Source organism: Streptomyces ortus, assembly GCF_026341275.1.
Lineage (GTDB): Bacteria > Actinomycetota > Actinomycetes > Streptomycetales > Streptomycetaceae > Streptomyces > Streptomyces ortus.
On the sequence record NZ_JAIFZO010000002.1, the window covers coordinates 5,506,826 to 5,523,348 of the forward strand.

Here is a 16,523-nt window from a genome sequence, read left to right on the forward strand (position 1 = left end):
AAAAGCTCAAAAAAATCTCAAGCAACCGTGCAACCCTCTCCCCACCTCGCGGGTCGTACCTGGCATCAGAACCTTTGGAGGGGGATCCGGGGGGATCGCGGGGGTTCTGATCTGGGGGAGGGGACCGAGGGGCCCGGTCGACGGACCGGGCCCCTCGAAATATGTCCTCCACTTGCCCGGACCACCGATGCCCTTCTTCTCGTTGCGGATCCGCCAGATACCTATCCCCGCCGAGATCACGGTGAGGACGACGATCATCACGGCGCCGGTGGGCCAGAAGTCGGTTTTCTTCCGGGCGGTGAGACGAAGGAGCTCCACGGTTTCTCCTTCGGGTGTCCGCGAGCGACCAGATCGGCCCCGGCCGCCGATCACGACACCTCCACGGGTACCCGCCGACCCCGTAGCCCACTCGACGACTGGCACGGGCTTTCCGGCAGCCCCCGGCAGCTTGCAGGGTCGAGCCGGTCAGGCGCGGTCGTGCCGGTGTCGTTGCCACAGCCGTGCGGCAGCGAGCAGACTCCGTGTCCAGTCGTCCGGGGCGGTTCCTGCGATGTCGGCCCAGAGGCCGGCGCTGGCCAGGGCGAAAGTGTCCACGGCTTGTGGGGGCGCTGATGCCCAGGCGGGGAGACGCGCGGCCAGCGCTTCGGCGGCGGCCGGTGTGTGACCTGCCGCAACGAGCCAGATGATCCAGTGAGCGGGGTCGAGCCAGGCCGCGCCACGGGTGGCCCAGCCCCAGTCGACGAGGTGGGCGCGGTTGTCGGTGACAAGGACATTGTGGTTGTTCCAGTCGGTGTGGAGCAGTGCGTCGCCTCGAAAGACGTCCGCGTCACCGGGGTGGTCGACATGGGCGGCCAGGCGTTGTTCGGCATGGCGCAGTTCGACGTCCGGACAGGGCAGGGCGGCCAGTTCCTGGAGTGCGTCCGAGACCTTGGGCAAGTCGGGGGAGCCCGGGGAGTAGTCGGCGTGATGCCCGTGGATGGTCTCGAAACCGAGGACGTCCCAGCCGTCGGCGATGACGTGGAAGAGCAGGCGCGGGGCGAGCGGGGTCACGTACGGGTTGATGTCCGCCTCGCGTCGTTGCGTCCAGACCCAGCGGTGGTCGGTGCGCAGGCCCTTGAGGAAGACGACTCCGCCGGTGGTGTGCGCGAGTGCGGAGAGTGAGCTGTTGAAACCGGTGCTGACGTTGTCGACCTTGAGGATCTGACCGGTCTCTGCCTCGATGGCGGTGCGCATGCCGAGAGGGAGACCGTCGAAGGTGATGGGGGGCGCGGGCATGGTCGTCAGGCTTTCAGATGTACGCGCAGGCAGAGGGCTTCCGGCACGAGGTGCTGCCAGAAGCCCTCCGGCCGGGCGGTCAGTTGTACGGGTTGTCGTCCCCGCAGCCGGGCGTGGTGTCCGCCGCGAAGGCGTCCAGGTCTTCGATAAGGATGATCTCCTCATCGGGCTCGGACACTGGGTGGATGGGGGTGATCTCCACTGCTGTTGCGGTCATGGTTCAGCTCCTTGTTGTCGCGTGTTGGCAGTACCTGTCCAGTGGTGCCTTCGCCTCCTGGTAGACCTTGGCCAGCGGCCGGCAGACCCGGCAGGTGCCGGACAGCCGGCAGCCGGTGCAGCCACCGGTGCGAAGCATCAGGGAGTCGGCGATGCCGCCGAGGCGGCTCAGTCCCTCGACTCCCGTGGTCATGAGGGGGATCGCCTCGTCGCGGCCGACCTTGCAGATGGAGACCATGCCGTGTGGGTCGACGTGGAAGAAGGTGTGGCCGGCGTTGCAGCCGTTGAAGGGATCTCGATCCGCGAGGTGGTCCGGGGCCTGGGCGGCAAGGGTTTCTGCGCCGCCGTAGATGGTCGGCGACATATGGGTGTACTCGCGGTACGGCAGCCCATGGCGATCGGCGAAACCGCGCATCAGGTCGGCTTCATGTGCGTTGTGCCGCGTGATGATCAGAGCCAGGTCGAGAGGCAATCCGGCTTCCTGGGCCGCGTCCAGTCCTCTGACGAACATGCGGTACGCGCCCCGACGCCGAGTCAGCCCGTCGTAGGACTCCGCGGTGGCCCCGTACAGGCTGAGTGTGATCCGGTTCGGCCTCCGGCGGGTCAGCAGGGCGAGGTTCTTCGCTGCGGCGAGGCGCGAGCCGTTGGTAAGGATCTCGACCATCATGCCCAGCTCGTGCGCGAGTCGGTACGTCTCGGGGAACAGCTTGTCGATCATTGGCTCACCGCCCGTGAGCTGGAGCCAGAGAACCCCGGAGTCCCGGATGGCGTGCAACAGGCGCTCACGATCCGGCCAGCCCAGGCCGGCGAACTGCTTCAGACCGAGGTAGCAGTGCTCGCAGTCGTAGTTGCAGCCGAGGTTCAACTCGTACGAGGCGCGTCCGTATCCGTAGGGGGAGCGGGCGCGGACCAGCACGGTCTCATCGATACGGCGGTGGGCCAGATCGATTTCCCAGACCCGGCGGGCCACGTCGGCCAGCCAGGTGGGTGCTGTCGAGGTGCTCGATGTGGTGCGCAGTTCCTCGTACCTGTGAACAGCAAGGCGTGCTGCCTTGGGACTGCCCGGCCGTACGAGAAGGTGGTGGTCGAGGTACGGGGCTGCGATCAGCTCGTGCATACGGACTCCTCATTCGGGCTGTCGAGGATCAGGCGGGCCCAGACGGTCTTGCCGATCGGGTGGCGGTCGTGGTGGCCGGTCTCCGCGGAGAGCCGGTCGACGAGAAGGAGGCCACGGCCGCCTTCGTCGTCTTCTCCGGCCTTGATGCGGCGGGGCGGGGTTCGGTCGGCATCGGAGACCTCGACCAGGCAGCTCGGGCCGTCAACAGTCAGCCGAACTTCGAAGAGATGTCCTGGCCTGCCGCCGTGCTCGACGGCATTGGCGGAGAGCTCTCCGCAGACGAGGACCACCCGCGCGATGTCCTCCTGGGCGTATCCCCAGCTCGCGAGCGTCTGGGAGACGAGGCTGCGGGCCAAAGGTACGCACTTGCGTAGGGGGCTGAACTGCGTCTGCCATCGCAACGGAGCAGTGTCGGAGTGTCGTCTTAGCGTGCATCGCGTCCCCTCGTCACGGGCGGGCTGTGGGACACAAGTGCACCGCTGCGGTGATCACGGAATCAGGTCACACTGATTACCCAACGTGGTTAATGTCGTCATCAGTTGGTACCGAGCCGGACCGCCTGGACGGGCGAGTGAGGAGGATGAGTGGCACGCTCGCAGGCTCACCGGGCGCTGCCCGCCGAACTGCTGGCCAGCGCGGAATGGCAGGAAGCCTGTCGCGGCCGGGACTTCGCCCGTATCTTCCGGCTGGTCAAAGGCAAGGCCGGGATCTACCCGTCACGGATCGCCGCACTGTGCGGCATGACGCCGAGCAGAGTCGGCGAGATCATGGCGGGACGGCGCGGCTTGGCGCACATCGACGTGATCGAACGAGTCGCCGACGGCCTGGGCATCCCCGGTGCGATGCTCGGCCTGGCTCACCGGCCCTGGGAGATTCCTGTCCCGCCTCGCATCGGGGAGAGGCTGCCCGAGCCCCGTCCTGTGGTATCGGACGAACCTCAACGCATCGGTTCGAGGGGCGAACTGGACGACCTTCTCGCGCTGGTCGACGGCCGTGCCACCCGTTCCACCCTTACGGCCCTGCGCTCCTCGGTACAGGACTACTGGCGGCGGGACAACGCGCACGGTGGCGCGACTCTGCGACCGGCCGTCGTGGGGCACCTGCGCTATGTCAGCCGCCTCCTCGACTCTGCCGAGGCCGGCTTACGTCACGACCTTCAAGGGATCGCAGCCGAGCTGGCACGGCTCTCCGGCTGGGCGTACTTCGACGCTCGCCAGTACAGCACCGCGCGCACGTACTTCACCGAGGCGCTCAAACTCTCCCACACGCAGGGCGACAGGCTGTTCATGGCAAATGTGCTGTCCTGCATGAGTCTGTTGGCCACTTATGACGGCAATCCGAACGATGCCGTGGCCCTTGCATGCCGTGCCCAGGATGCGGCCCGCGCCGCCGGTGAACAGCCGCTCGTCATGTCGATGCTGCACTTGCGCGAGGCGTTCGCCCACGCCATCCTCCGAGACGCCCAGGCTTGCCACCATGCCGTGGATCGCTCCCGTGTCCAGTACGAACGCTCGCGTGGACACGAAGTTGAAGCACCTGTCTGGGTCCACTACTTCGACGAGACGAAGCTCCTCGTCGATACCGGCATCGCCTACGCGCGCCTCGGCGAATCAGCCCGCGCAGAACCCCTCATCGCTGAGGGCCTGCGTCGAGAGAATGCCGACCAGCGGCGAGGCCGCGCCTTCCATGCCTTTTGGCTGGCCAGCGCCCAACTCCAGTTGAGCAAACTCGATGAGGCATGCGCCAACGCCGGCCTCGCCCTCGACCTCACCGCAGCCATTGACTCGCCACGGGTGAGCGGCCACGTCCAGGAACTGCACCGCCGGATGTTGCCCTACGCACGCGAGGCTCCGGTCCTCGCTTTCGAACAACGTATGCGCGATGCCCTCGGTTGACCCCTACGCGCTGCCGGTCGCCTCGTCCAGCAGCAGATACAGCAGGCCGACGAGACTGCCGCTGCTGACAACCTCACGGCGGTCGATCATGCCTCGGAGCTGAGAGATCGGGATCCACTCGATCCGGTCGGACTCGTTCACCTCGGTCGGCGGGCCCGCATACGAGGCGGCCTCAGCGCGGAAGACGAAGTGCTCGGAATCCGTGATGCCGTTGGCGGGTTGCGCGTAGACCAGCGGCTTGACGCTCTCCACCCGCCAGCCGGTCTCCTCTTCCACCTCGCGAGCGGCGGCCTGCTCAGGGGTCTCTTCGGCCTCGATCAGACCCATCGGAAGCTCCCAGCCCCAGGTGTCGGTGATGAACCGGTGCCGCCACATCATGAGCACGCGCTTCTGATCGTCGACCACGACCGCTACGGCAAGGTGGCGCATTCGGACCACATGGTGTTCCCACCGCCGGCCGTCAGGCTGTTGCACGTCCACGAGCCACAGGTTCACCCACGGGTTGTCGTAGATCTGCCGCTCGCCATGGACGGTCCACTGCATGAGCTCAACTCCCTTGTTCCAGTGAGGCATCCAGCATGTCACTCTGACGAGAATTCGTCCGTCGGGTCGGGCATCATCCCCGACGCCGGCGAGGGAGACACTTCAGTGCGAGCGTCCGCAGCTGTCACCCTATGGACCTACGCGCAGCTACGGCCCTGGAAGGCTCCTAGAAGAACACCCCGCAGCGCAGCAGCACGTTCGCGTACGGGCGGGCCTCGCCGGTTCGTACGATCAGGCGGGCGCCGGCCGAGAGCGACTTCAGCTCCTCGTGCGGGACGTGGGCCAGCGTGGCCCCGAAGTGCCCGTCCAGCAGGGCGGAGGCCGCCGGGTTCGCCCCGCGGATCTCCGTCGCCGCCGTCGCGCCCTCCACCACCAGCTCCTCCAGCAGCCCCTCCAGGACCTCCTGGAAGGACGGCACCCCGGCGCGGAACGCCAGGTCCACGACCCGCGGGCCGGCCGGGATCGGCATGCCCGCGTCGCAGATCAGTACGCCGTCGCCGTGGCCCAGTTCGGCTGTCGCGCCCGCGAGGTGGCGGTTCAGTATTCCGGTCCTCTTCATACGGCGGCGACCTCTTCGGCGGTGGGGAAGGACGCCTGCGCGCCCTGACGGGTGACGGCGACGGCGCCCACGCGGGCCGCGTACGCCGCCGAGGCCGTGAGCGACCCGCCCGCGCCCAGCCGCCACGCCAGCGCCGCCGTGAAGGAGTCGCCCGCACCGGTCGTGTCCACGGCGGTCACCTTCACGGCCGGGACCCGGGCGGTGCCCGAGGCGTCGGCGACCAACGCGCCCTCGTCGCCCAGGGTGACGACCACCGAGCGCGGGCCGAGCGCGAGCAGCGCGCCCGCCCACTCCTCGGGCGTCGTGCCCGCGTCCGCGCCGAGCACCACCCGCGCCTCGTGCTCGTTCACGATCAGCGGGTCGCAGACGGCGAGGACGGCCGCGGGCAACTCCTGCGGCGGGGACGGGTTCAGTACGAAGCGGGTGCCGGGGCGCAGACCCCGTACCAGTTCCTCGACCGTCTCCAGCGGGATCTCCAGTTGCGTCGAGACCACGCGGGAGGCCGTGATCAGGGCGGATGCCGCCCGGATGTCGTCCGGGGTGAGGCGGCCGTTCGCGCCCGGCGACACCACGATGCTGTTGTCGCCGGACGGGTCCACCGTGATCAGCGCGACCCCGGTCGGCGCGCCACCCACGAGGACCCCGGACGTGTCGACCCCCGCCGCCCGCTGCGAGTCGAGCAGCAGCCGGCCGTGCGCGTCGTCGCCCACCCGGGCGAGGAGCGCCGTACGCGCCCCGAGCCGGGCGGCGGCGACGGCCTGGTTGGCGCCCTTGCCGCCCGGGTGCAGGGCCAGGTCGGAGCCGAGCACGGTCTCCCCGGCGCCCGGCCGCCGCTCGACGGCGACGACCAGATCGGCGTTGGCCGACCCGACGACCAGCAGGTCGTACTCGAACATGGACTCTCTCCCTAGGAGTGCGCGATACGGAGGCCGGGTCAGCCGGTGAAGTCGGCCACGTTCTTCGACGTGACCACCTTCACCGGGACCTTGACCGTCCGCTCGGTCTTCTTGCCGTCGGCCGCCCGCAGCGCGTTCTCCACCGCGATCCTGCCGAGCTCCTTCGGCTGCTGGGCCACGGAGGCGTACATCGTGCCGTCCGCGACGGCCTTCAGCCCGTCCGGTGTGCCGTCGAAGCCGATGACCTGGACCGACTTCCCCGCCTTGGAGCCGAGCGCCTTGATCGCGCCGAGCGCCATCTCGTCGTTCTCGGCGAAGACGCCCTGGACGTCCGGATGAGCCTGGAGCAGGTTCGTCATCACGTCGAGCCCCTTCGTACGGTCGAAGTCGGCGGGCTGCCTGGCGACCACCTTGATGTCCGGGTAGGCCTTGAGGCCCTCCTCGAAGCCCGCGCCGCGCTCACGGCTCGCGGACGTACCGGCCAGACCCTGCAGAATCACGATCTTGCCCTTGCCGCCCAGCTTCTCGGCCAGCGCCTTGGCACCGAGCTGTCCGCCTTCGACGTTGTCCGAGGCCACGAGCGCGGCCGTCTTCGCCTTGTTGACGCCACGGTCGACACCGACGACGGGGATGTCGGACTTGTTCGCGGAGCGCACCGAGGGGCCCGCCGCGTCCGAGTCCACCGGGTTGACGATGATCGAGTCGACGCCCTCGCTGGTGAAGTTCTGCAGCTGGTTGGCCTGCTGCGAGGCGTCGTTCTGCGCGTCGGTGACGGTCAGATCGGCGCCGAGCTTCTCCGCCTCGGCCTGCGCACCCGCCTTGATCTGTACGAAGAAGGGGTTGTTCAGGGTGGAGAGGGACAGGCCGACCTTCGGCTTCTCGGAGGACGACGAGCCGTTGTTGAAGATGCTCAGCCCACCGACGACCGCCGCCACGAGGACGACGGCGAGCCCGTACTTGAGCGCCTGCGGGCCCTTGCCCCTCAGGCCCGCCGCGCCCCCGGCACCGGACGTCACCGGGGTCGCCCCGGCCTTGCGGCGCACGGTGTCGAGCAGCACCGCCAGCGCGATGACCACGCCGATGACGACCTGCTGCCAGAACGCCGACACGGACAGGAGGTTGAGGCCGTTGCGCAGCACCGCGAGGATCAGCGCGCCGATCAGCGTCCCGGACGCCTTGCCCGTACCACCCGCGAGGGAGGCGCCGCCGATGACGACCGCGGCGATCGCGTCCAGCTCGTAACCCTGTGCGGCCTGCGGCTGCGCGGAGGACAGCCGGGAGGCGAGCACGATGCCCGCGGCGGCGGCGAAGAGCCCCGACAGCGCGTAGATGACCAGCTTCTGCCGCTTCACCCGCAGCCCGGAGAGGCGCGCCGCCTCCTCGTTGCCGCCGATTGCGTACATGGAGCGCCCGATGTACGTACGCCCGAGGATCACGGCCGTGACCAGGCCCAGCACGATCATCACGAGGACCGGGACCGGCAGCCAGCCGCCGAGCGTGTCGCCCAGGTGGGAGACCGAGTCGGGGAAGGCGATCGGGGAGCCCTGCGAGATCACCAGGGACAGCCCGCGGCCCACCGACAGCATGGCGAGCGTCGCGATGAACGGCGGCAGTTTCCCGTACGAGATCAGGACGCCGTTGACCAGTCCGCACGCTATGCCGGTGGCGATGGCGAGGATCACCGCGATCCAGACCGGTACGCCCTCCGAGGTCGCCGTCCAGGCGAGGACCGTGGCCGACAGCGCGGCGACGGAACCGACCGACAGGTCGATGCCCGCCGAGACGATCACGAAGGTCACACCGAAGGCGAGGATGGCGGTCACGGCCGCCTGGACACCGATGTTGAGCAGGTTGTCCGTCGTCAGGAAGTCGCCGGACAGGGCCGACATCGCGATGACGAGGATGATGAGCGCGGTGAGCGCGCCGTTGTCGAGCAGGAGCCGGCGCAGGCCGCCCGGCGCACTACCGCCGGGAGCGCCACTCGCGCCCGATGTGCTCTTGAGCGTGTCAGTGGCCACGGGGGTCCTCCACAGCGGTAACAGGGGTAACGGGGGTAACGGGGGTGACGGAGTTGGTGGGGGTGCTGACTGCCAGGGCCATCACGGAGTCCTGGGTCGCCTCGTCGGCGGAGAGTTCGCCGGCGATCCGGCCCTGGGCCATCACCAGCACCCGGTCGCTCATGCCGAGCACCTCGGGCAGATCGCTGGAGATCATCAGGACGGCGTGGCCCGCGGCCGTGAGCGCGTTGATGAGCTGGTAGATCTCGACCTTGGCGCCCACGTCGATACCGCGGGTCGGCTCGTCGAGGATCAGCACCCGGGTGTCGGCGAGCAGCCACTTGCCGATGACGACCTTCTGCTGGTTGCCGCCGGAGAGCGTGCGCACGTGCTGGCCGAGCCCGGCCATCCGTACGCCCAACTGCTCGGCGACCTTCGCGGCGGCCGTCCGCTGCCCCTTGAGGTCGACCAGGCCGCCGCGGGTGGCCGCCCGCAGGGTGACCAGCCCGAGGTTCTCCTCCACGGAGGCGTCCAGCAGCAGTCCCTGGCCCTTGCGGTCCTCGGGGACGAGCCCGATCCCGGCGGTCATCGCCGCGTTGACGTCGTGGCGGGGAAGCGGGTTGCCCGCGACGGCCACCGAGCCCTTGTCGTAGGGGTCGGCGCCGAAGACGGCTCGTACGACCTCGGTCCGTCCGGCTCCCACGAGGCCGGCGACACCGACCACTTCACCGGCGCGCACCTCGAAGCTGATGTCGTGGAAGACACCGTCGCGGGTGAGCCCGTCGACGGTGAGCAGCGCAGCTTCGTGGGGGTCGCCGCCGTCCGGCCGCTCGCGCGGATACTGCAGCTCGATGGAGCGGCCCACCATGAGGCGTACCAGCTCGTCCTCGGGCGTGGACGCGGGCACCTGGCCGACGCTCCGGCCGTCCCGGATGACCGTGACGCGGTCGCCGAGCGCGGCGATCTCCTCCAGGTGGTGCGTGATGAAGACGACGCCCACACCGTCCTCGCGCAGCGTGCGCACGATCCGGAAGAGCTTGTCGACCTCGGTGGAGGTGAGCACCGCGGTCGGCTCGTCCATGATCAGGACGCGCGCGTCCAGGCTCAGCGCCTTGGCGATCTCGACCATCTGGAGCCGGGCGATGCCCAGTTCGCGCACCCGCGCGCGGGGCGACACCTCGACGCCCACCCGCTCCAGGAGCACGGCGGCGTCGGCCTCCATCCTCTTCCGGTCGATCATCCCGAGGCGGCGCGGCTGGCGGCCCAGGAAGATGTTCTCGGCGACGGTGAGATCGGGGACCAGGTTGAACTCCTGGTAGATGGTCGCGATGCCGAGGCGCGCGGCGTCCTGCGCGCCGTGGATGCGGACCTTCTCGCCGTCGACCACGATCTTCCCGGCGTCGGGCCGGTAGGCGCCGGACAGCATCTTGATGAGGGTGCTCTTGCCGGCGCCGTTCTCACCGAGCAGTACGTGCACCTCGCCGCGGCGCAGGTCGAAGTCGACACTGTCGAGCGCGACCACACCGGGGAAGGTCTTGCGTATCCCTTCGATACGCAGCAACTCGTCCGGGCTGCTGCTCACGGGCTGCTCCTTTGAGTGACGTTCGCTTCGGAGGTGTTCGGGGCGGGCGGGGCGGGCGGTTCACCGCAGGAGCGGCGGACGACGAGGGTGGCGGAGAGGGTCACCGACTGCGGGGGCCTTCCCTCGATGCGGTCGACGACGGCGCGTACGGCGGCGCGGCCCAGCTCGGGGGTCGGCTGGGCGATCGCCGTGACCGGCGGATCGGTGTGCACGAACCACGGGATGTCGTCGAAGGCGGCGAGCGCGAGGTCGTCGGGCACGCGCAGGCCACGCGCCCGTACGGCGTCCAGGGCGCCCAGCGCCATCAGGTTGTCGGCCGCGAAGACGACCTCGGGCGGCTCGGCCAGGTCGAGGAACTCCTCGGTGGCGCGCCGTCCGCTGGCGGCCTGGAAGTCGCCCTGCCCGATGTAGGCGTCGGGGAGCGGCAGCCCGTACGCGCGCAGGGCGTCCCGGAAGGCGTCGACGCGCTCGCTGCCGGTGGTGGTGGCGGCCGGGCCCGCGATGATCGCGAGCCGGCGGTGGCCGAGGCCGTGCAGGTGGGCGACGAGATCGCGCACGGCGCTCCGCCCGTCGGCCCGGACGACGGGCACGTCCACGCCCGGTATCCACCGGTCGACGAAGACCATCGGCGTCCCCGACCGGGCGGCGTCCAGCATCAGCGGGGAGCCGCCGTCCGTGGGGGACACGAGCAGGCCGTCGATACGGCGGTCGAGGAGCGTACGGACGTGGTGGTCCTGGAGGTCGGGCCGCTCGTCGGCGTTGCCGATGATGACGCTGTAGCCGAGGGCGCGGGCCGCCTCCTCGACGGAGCGCGCCAGCTCGGTGAAGTACGGGTTCAGCACGTCGCTGATGACCAGGCCGAGGGTGTGGGTCTGGTCGGTGCGCAGGGAGCGGGCGACGGCGTTCGGGCGGTAGCCCAGGGCGTCGACGGCGGCCAGCACACGGGCGCGGGCGTCCGCGCTGACGGACGGGTGGTCGTTCAGAACCCGCGACACCGTGGCGACGGAGACACCTGCCTGGGCGGCGACATCCTTGATGCTCGCCATCGACGCTCCACCTCCTTGTGGATCATCTTGAGTCATGCGTGAATCACGTGTGGAAACGATTACATGCGTGTTGCTGAAGCGATTGGAATCGATTACACGGGGGTGGGGCAAGGGGTGAGACCGGATCGTGATGGAGGGGGCCGGGGGAGGTGTCCTGCGGATGCTTCGGTCGGGGCGTTGCGATATTCGCAAGGCGCGGTTACGGCGAGTGCGTGTCCGAGTCTGTAATCACCCGTGTCCGCAGAGTGATGGAGGCGGCCTCCGTGACCCAGGCCGAGGCGCGAGCCGCTGTGTCCGGCGTTCGCGGCCCGGACCACTGCCGGAGTGACGCCCCGGCGGGGCCGCGTCAGCGATGCCGCGGACCGTTTCGCGGCGGCGTACGAGGTGCTGGAGCTGCTGGGCAGGCCGCCCGAACTGCCGCCGATGCCCTCGGTGCGTCCGGACACCAAGCGTTTCGTGGACCAGGGAAGGCAGTTGGCCGAGGACGCCGTCGGCGTGCTCACCGCGGCGGAAGGCCATCGGACGGTGGCCGGTCTGGAGACCGACGTGCTGATCACGGCCGGTACGCGGATGTTCGGCGTGGACGTCGCGGTCACGTGTCTTCCTGCCGCCGTGGACGGGCTCACCTGGCAGACGGACGCGTTCCGGCTCGTTCTCATCGGGCCGACGGAGACATGGACCCGGCAGAGGTTCACCCTGGCTCACGAACTGGGCCACATCCTGGCCCGCGACGCCCAGGAGCTCGTCGTCGAGTCACATGTCGCCCCGGGACGGCAGAAGGATCTCACCGAGGTACGGGCCAACGTCTTCGCCGCCAACCCGCTGATGTCCGCGCCCGAGATCCGTGACCGGTTCCGCCAGGTGGCGGACGGACACGGCCGGCTCACCGCCGAGGCGTTCTCCGAGCTGGTCGTGGCGTTCAAGGTCTCGCCCAGCGCGCTGAGCGCCCGGCTGGGCCAACTCCGCCCGGTCGCCCCGTGGGGCGGCGACCGACGCGGGTCATGTCACGGGTGGAACCGCCAGCGCCCTTCGGAGACGACGTCCACCTCGCCGTCCCTCACGCGGACGGCCGTCTCGTCGTCGAGGAAGTAGATCGGGAAGTCCGCCCGCTCGACGATGCGGTCGGCCCAGGCGTCGTCCCGCTCGGGGAAGTCCGGTGAGTACAGGTGGGGTTTGAGGTACCAGTCGAAGAGGCCGAACGGCGGCTCCACCGTCGTCGCGCCGAGCACATGGAGGTCGGCGGTGTCCCCGATGACGTCGGCGGAGTGCTCGGTGAGGTGGCGGCTGAACATCATCGACCCGGCGCTGAATCCCACGTAGACCCGGTCCTCCAGCGCTTTCAGGAACCCGTCGGCCAGGCCGTTGCCGGTGATGCTGCGCGCGAGGTGGTAGTGGCTGCCGCCCCCGACGTGGATGACGTCCGCGTGGAGCAGCCGGTCGAGCACCAGCTGCCGGGGCAGGCCGTTCAGTTCCAGGACGTCGAACTCCCGCCAGCCGAGGCCGTGCACCCGGTTCATGTCCGCGAGGATCCATCCGTGGTCCCCGGGCTCGGCCATCGACGCCGTGGGGACGTACACGACGTTCGCCGACTCGAACGGCTTTCCCAGCATGTCCTGCAGCGCGTCCCGCAGCGTCTCGTTGGACAGACCGCTCGCGGTCAACAAGAAGTTCATCGGGCGAGCCAAACATGGCGGACGGGCGCGCGCAACGAGCTCGGAACGCACCCGCGCCGCCCTGGTGGGGCCGCACCGACCGGGCCTCCCCCGTCAACTGAGGTACCGAACAGCGGAGTTGGTGTGGAAAGCTGGTGGTAGTCGCCGTGGCGCAGGGGTCCGGTGGTGGTCGGGAGGAGTGCGTAGCGTGAGCCAGGACGGTCTGTGGGCCAGTGAAGTCGACACCAGCAGGCCACACCCCGCGCGGATCTACGACTACCTGCTCGGCGGCAAGGACCACTACGAGGTGGACGAGAAGGCCGGCGACGCGCTGGCCGCCGTCGCACCCGAGGTGCGGATCGGGGTGCGGGCCAACCGCGCCTTCATGCGGCGTGCCGTCCGGTACGTCGTCGGCAGCGGCGTACGCCAGATCCTCGACATCGGCACCGGGCTGCCCACCTCGCCGAACGTGCACGAAACCGCCGACGAGGTGGCGCCGGACGTGCGGGTCGCGTACGTCGACAACGACCCGATCGTGCGGTCCCACGCCGACGCGCTGCTCAACGGCACCGGCGCGAACAGCATCGTCCTCGCCGACCTGCGCGACCCGCGGGGCGTCGTGGAGCACCCCGACGTCCGCCGGGTCATCGACTTCGACGAACCGGTCGCCCTGCTCCTCGTCGCCGTCGTGCACTTCCTGACCGACGCGGAGGAGCCCGAGGAGATCGTCGCCACCCTGCGCGACGCGCTGGCGCCCGGGAGCTTCCTGGTCCTCTCGCACGCCACGGGCGACTTCGCCGATCGCACCGACGCGCAGGCCGTCTACCGCAAGGCCACCGCCACGCTGAACCTGCGGTCCCGCGCCGAGATCGAGCGCTTCTTCGACGGCTTCGACCTGGTCGAACCCGGCCTGGCGCAGGTCCCGTTCTGGCGCCCCGACACCGAGCCGCCGGCCCGGTCCGGCGAGATCGGCTTCTACGGAGGCGTGGCCCGCAAGCAGGGCTGAGCCGCCGGTGCCGCTCCGCGGTGTCAGAGGGGGGCGGTAGCGTCGGATCATGGCCAATCAGGTGGGGGCGGGGAGCGGGGAGCGGAACCTCGCGGTGCTCGAAGGCGTGCTGGAGCGGATCACGTACGCCAACGAGGAGAACGGCTACACGGTCGCGCGCGTCGACACCGGCCGCGGCGGCGGTGACCTGCTCACCGTCGTCGGCGCGCTGCTCGGCGCCCAGGTCGGGGAGTCCCTGCGGATGGAGGGCCGCTGGGGTTCCCATCAGCAGTACGGCAAGCAGTTCACCGTGGAGAACTACACGACCGTCCTCCCGGCGACGGTCCAGGGCATCCGCCGCTACCTCGGCTCCGGCCTGGTCAAGGGCATCGGCCCGGTCTTCGCCGACCGCATCACCACGCACTTCGGCCTCGACACGCTCCAGATCATCGAGGAGGAGCCGAAGCGGCTCATCGAGGTGCCGGGACTCGGCCCCAAGCGCACCAAGAAGATCGCCGAGGCCTGGGAGGAACAGAAGGCGATCAAAGAGGTCATGCTCTTCCTCCAGACCGTCGAGGTGTCCACGTCCATCGCGGTGCGGATCTACAAGAAGTACGGCGACGCGTCGATCTCGGTCGTCAAGAACCAGCCCTACCGCCTCGCGTCCGACGTCTGGGGCATCGGCTTCCTCACCGCCGACAAGATCGCCCAGTCCGTGGGCATCCCGCACGACAGCCCGGAGCGGGTGAAGGCCGGTCTGCAGTACGCCCTTTCGCAGTCCAGCGACCAGGGCCACTGCTTCCTCCCGGAGGAACGCCTGATCGCTGACGCGGTGAAACTGCTCCAGGTGGACACCGGCCTCGTCATCGAGTGCCTCGCGGAACTGGCGGCCCCGCCCGAGGAGGGCGAGGACCCCGGCGTCGTACGGGAGCGGGTGCCGGGCCCGGACGGCGGGGAGCCCGTGACGGCCGTCTACCTCGTCCCCTTCCACCGGGCCGAACTGTCGCTGTCCGCCCAGTTGCTGCGCCTCCTGCGTACCGACGAGGACCGGATGCCGGCGTTCCGGGACGTGGCCTGGGACAAGGCCCTGGCCTGGCTCAAGGGGCGTACGGGCACGGAGCTGGCGCCCGAGCAGGAGCAGGCCGTGCGGCTCGCCCTGACCGAGAAGGTCGCGGTGCTCACGGGCGGGCCCGGCTGCGGCAAGTCCTTCACGGTCCGCTCGATCGTGGAGCTGGCCCGGGCGAGGAAGGCGAAGGTGGTCCTCGCGGCACCGACCGGCCGGGCCGCCAAGCGGCTCGCCGAGCTGACCGGGGCGGAGGCCTCGACCGTGCACCGGCTGCTGGAACTGCGGCCCGGGGGCGACGCGGCCTACGACAGGGACCGGCCGCTGGACGCCGACCTGGTCGTCGTCGACGAGGCGTCGATGCTGGACCTGCTGCTCGCCAACAAGCTGGTCAAGGCGGTGCCTCCGGGGGCGCATCTGCTGTTCGTGGGGGACGTGGACCAGTTGCCGAGTGTCGGGGCCGGCGAGGTGCTGCGCGACCTGCTGGCGGAGGGCGGGCCCGTGCCGGCCGTCCGTCTGACCCGGGTGTTCCGGCAGGCCCAGCAGTCGGGTGTGGTCATGAACGCCCACCGGATCAACGCGGGGCAGCAGCCGCTCACCGACAAGCTCAAGGACTTCTTCCTCTTCGTGGAGGACGACACGGAGGAGGCGGGGCGGCTCACGGTGGATGTGGCGGCGCGGCGCATCCCGTCGAAGTTCGGGCTCGATCCGCGGCGTGATGTGCAGGTGCTGGCGCCGATGCACCGGGGGCCCGCGGGGGCCGCCGCGCTCAACGGCCTGCTCCAGCAGGCCGTCACCCCGGCCCGGCCCGACCTCCCCGAGAAGCGGTTCGGCGGGCGGGTCTTCCGGGTCGGCGACAAGGTCACGCAGATCCGCAACAACTACGAGAAGGGCGAGAACGGCGTCTTCAACGGCACGGTGGGGGTGGTGACGTCCCTCAACGTCGACGATCAGCGGCTGACGGTGCTGACGGACGAGGACGAGGAGGTGCCGTACGAGTTCGACGAGCTGGACGAACTGGCGCACGCGTACGCGGTGACGATCCACCGCTCGCAGGGGAGTGAGTACCCCGCTGTCGTCATCCCGGTGACGACCGGGGCGTGGATGATGCTCCAGCGCAACCTCCTCTACACGGCGGTGACGCGGGCGAAGAGGCTGGTGGTGCTGGTGGGGTCGCGGAAGGCGCTGGCGCAGGCGGTCCGCACGGTGTCCGCGGGCCGCCGCTGCACGGCACTGGCCTTCCGCCTAACCGGCACCCGCGTCCCTGCGTGAGCCTGTCCGCGGCCCCGGTGGGGCTGGTCGCGCAGTTCCCCGCGCCCCTTAGGGGGTGGAGGCGGCGGTCGTATACCTGGTGCGGGCCGGTGGGAGTCGCCCGCGCAGTTCCCCGCGCCCCTCAAGGGGCAAAAGCCGGGGCGCAGCCCCGCTTTTTAGGGGCGCGGGGAACGGCGCAGTCTTTTAGGGGCGCGGGGAACGGCGCAGTCTTTTAGGGGCGCGGGGAACGGCGCAGTCTTTTAGGGGCGCGGGGAACTGCGCGACCAGCCCCCACCGGCCCTGACCGACCCGCACCGACCCGCACCGGCCCGCACCCGACCGACCCGTCCGGCCGTTCGGGCCGTCCGGCCGTTCGGGCCGTCCGGCCGAGCGAGCCGTCCGGTCAACCGGGAAAAATGATCGATCAAATGAGTCGGAAACCTCAC

General features: G+C 69.9%; 16 protein-coding genes. 4 read left to right on the forward strand and 12 right to left on the reverse strand.

The window, feature by feature from the left end; genetic code table 11:
• Window positions 1–6: 6 nt before the first annotated feature.
• The 5 genes from K3769_RS27730 to K3769_RS27750 form a co-directional block, all read right to left on the reverse strand.
• Window positions 7–318, reverse strand: a complete 312-nt coding sequence (locus K3769_RS27730; RefSeq protein WP_267028996.1) for a hypothetical protein — start codon at window positions 316–318, stop codon at window positions 7–9.
• 147 nt (window positions 319–465) lie between these two features.
• A complete protein-coding gene (locus K3769_RS27735) occupies window positions 466–1,275 on the reverse strand; it encodes an aminoglycoside phosphotransferase (RefSeq protein WP_267028997.1) in 810 nt (269 codons plus the stop codon).
• A 79-nt stretch (window positions 1,276–1,354) separates the two neighbouring features.
• Window positions 1,355–1,492 (reverse strand): hypothetical protein, encoded by a 138-nt coding sequence (locus K3769_RS27740; RefSeq protein WP_267028998.1) that lies wholly within the window; start codon window positions 1,490–1,492, stop codon window positions 1,355–1,357.
• Between the two features lie 3 nt (window positions 1,493–1,495).
• Window positions 1,496–2,608 (reverse strand): radical SAM protein, encoded by a 1,113-nt coding sequence (locus K3769_RS27745; protein WP_267028999.1) that lies wholly within the window; start codon window positions 2,606–2,608, stop codon window positions 1,496–1,498.
• Window positions 2,596–3,009 (reverse strand): ATP-binding protein, encoded by a 414-nt coding sequence (locus K3769_RS27750; RefSeq protein WP_267029000.1) that lies wholly within the window; start codon window positions 3,007–3,009, stop codon window positions 2,596–2,598. The genes K3769_RS27745 and K3769_RS27750 overlap by 13 nt, the downstream gene beginning before the upstream one ends.
• Window positions 3,010–3,192: 183 nt before the next feature.
• Here K3769_RS27750 and K3769_RS27755 point away from each other — a divergent pair, with 183 nt between their 5' ends.
• Window positions 3,193–4,503, forward strand: a complete 1,311-nt coding sequence (locus K3769_RS27755) for an NsdA family TPR-like regulatory protein (protein ID WP_267029001.1) — start codon at window positions 3,193–3,195, stop codon at window positions 4,501–4,503.
• 3 nt (window positions 4,504–4,506) lie between these two features.
• Here K3769_RS27755 and K3769_RS27760 read toward each other — a convergent pair whose 3' ends face one another.
• The 6 genes from K3769_RS27760 to K3769_RS27785 all read right to left on the reverse strand — a co-directional run bounded on the left by K3769_RS27760 (window position 4,507) and on the right by K3769_RS27785 (window position 11,126).
• Window positions 4,507–5,046 carry an NUDIX hydrolase gene (locus K3769_RS27760; RefSeq protein ID WP_267029002.1) on the reverse strand — a complete coding sequence of 180 codons (540 nt, stop codon included), beginning with the start codon at window positions 5,044–5,046 and terminating at the stop codon, window positions 4,507–4,509.
• Window positions 5,047–5,212: 166 nt separating this feature from the next.
• Window positions 5,213–5,605, reverse strand: coding sequence for a D-ribose pyranase (gene rbsD / locus K3769_RS27765; RefSeq protein WP_267029003.1), 393 nt, complete (start codon window positions 5,603–5,605; stop codon window positions 5,213–5,215).
• Window positions 5,602–6,501 (reverse strand): ribokinase, encoded by a 900-nt coding sequence (locus K3769_RS27770; protein ID WP_267029004.1) that lies wholly within the window; start codon window positions 6,499–6,501, stop codon window positions 5,602–5,604. The genes rbsD and K3769_RS27770 overlap by 4 nt, the downstream gene beginning before the upstream one ends.
• Before the next feature lie 38 nt (window positions 6,502–6,539).
• Window positions 6,540–8,519 (reverse strand): ABC transporter permease/substrate-binding protein, encoded by a 1,980-nt coding sequence (locus tag K3769_RS27775; protein WP_267029005.1) that lies wholly within the window; start codon window positions 8,517–8,519, stop codon window positions 6,540–6,542.
• Window positions 8,509–10,080 (reverse strand): sugar ABC transporter ATP-binding protein, encoded by a 1,572-nt coding sequence (locus K3769_RS27780; RefSeq protein WP_267029006.1) that lies wholly within the window; start codon window positions 10,078–10,080, stop codon window positions 8,509–8,511. The genes K3769_RS27775 and K3769_RS27780 overlap by 11 nt, the downstream gene beginning before the upstream one ends.
• Window positions 10,077–11,126 (reverse strand): LacI family DNA-binding transcriptional regulator, encoded by a 1,050-nt coding sequence (locus tag K3769_RS27785; RefSeq protein WP_267029007.1) that lies wholly within the window; start codon window positions 11,124–11,126, stop codon window positions 10,077–10,079. Before K3769_RS27785 ends, K3769_RS27780 begins: the two co-directional genes overlap by 4 nt.
• Window positions 11,127–11,450: 324 nt before the next feature.
• Here K3769_RS27785 and K3769_RS27790 point away from each other — a divergent pair, with 324 nt between their 5' ends.
• The gene (locus K3769_RS27790) at window positions 11,451–12,218 is read left to right on the forward strand and encodes an ImmA/IrrE family metallo-endopeptidase (protein ID WP_267029008.1); all 768 of its coding nucleotides are present in this window, start codon (window positions 11,451–11,453) and stop codon (window positions 12,216–12,218) included.
• Here the strand turns inward: K3769_RS27790 and K3769_RS27795 are convergent.
• Entirely contained in the window at window positions 12,131–12,799 is a 669-nt protein-coding gene (locus K3769_RS27795; protein WP_267029009.1) for a Type 1 glutamine amidotransferase-like domain-containing protein, read from the reverse strand. The two genes, K3769_RS27790 and K3769_RS27795, sit on opposite strands and share 88 nt — an antisense overlap.
• Window positions 12,800–12,986: 187 nt before the next feature.
• Between K3769_RS27795 and K3769_RS27800 the strand changes: the two genes are divergently transcribed.
• Both K3769_RS27800 and recD2 read left to right on the forward strand, forming a co-directional pair.
• On the forward strand, window positions 12,987–13,784 hold the full coding sequence (locus K3769_RS27800) for an SAM-dependent methyltransferase (protein WP_267029010.1): 798 nt from the start codon (window positions 12,987–12,989) through the stop codon (window positions 13,782–13,784).
• Window positions 13,785–13,833: 49 nt separating this feature from the next.
• A complete protein-coding gene (gene recD2 / locus K3769_RS27805) occupies window positions 13,834–16,098 on the forward strand; it encodes an SF1B family DNA helicase RecD2 (RefSeq protein ID WP_267029011.1) in 2,265 nt (754 codons plus the stop codon).
• The last annotated feature ends 425 nt before the right edge of the window (window positions 16,099–16,523 follow it).

What these genes read in the sequence shown, in the direction of transcription:
- recD2 (WP_267029011.1), top strand. Translation starts at nt 13,834, where the DNA reads ATGGCCAATCAGGTGGGGGCGGGGAGCGGGGAGCGGAACCTCGCGGTG.
- K3769_RS27735 (WP_267028997.1), bottom strand. Translation starts at nt 1,275, where the DNA reads ATGCCCGCGCCCCCCATCACCTTCGACGGTCTCCCTCTCGGCATGCGC.
- K3769_RS27785 (WP_267029007.1), bottom strand. Translation starts at nt 11,126, where the DNA reads ATGGCGAGCATCAAGGATGTCGCCGCCCAGGCAGGTGTCTCCGTCGCC.
- K3769_RS27760 (WP_267029002.1), bottom strand. Translation starts at nt 5,046, where the DNA reads ATGCAGTGGACCGTCCATGGCGAGCGGCAGATCTACGACAACCCGTGG.
- rbsD (WP_267029003.1), bottom strand. Translation starts at nt 5,605, where the DNA reads ATGAAGAGGACCGGAATACTGAACCGCCACCTCGCGGGCGCGACAGCC.
- K3769_RS27745 (WP_267028999.1), bottom strand. Translation starts at nt 2,608, where the DNA reads ATGCACGAGCTGATCGCAGCCCCGTACCTCGACCACCACCTTCTCGTA.
- K3769_RS27740 (WP_267028998.1), bottom strand. Translation starts at nt 1,492, where the DNA reads ATGACCGCAACAGCAGTGGAGATCACCCCCATCCACCCAGTGTCCGAG.
- K3769_RS27795 (WP_267029009.1), bottom strand. Translation starts at nt 12,799, where the DNA reads ATGAACTTCTTGTTGACCGCGAGCGGTCTGTCCAACGAGACGCTGCGG.
- K3769_RS27770 (WP_267029004.1), bottom strand. Translation starts at nt 6,501, where the DNA reads ATGTTCGAGTACGACCTGCTGGTCGTCGGGTCGGCCAACGCCGATCTG.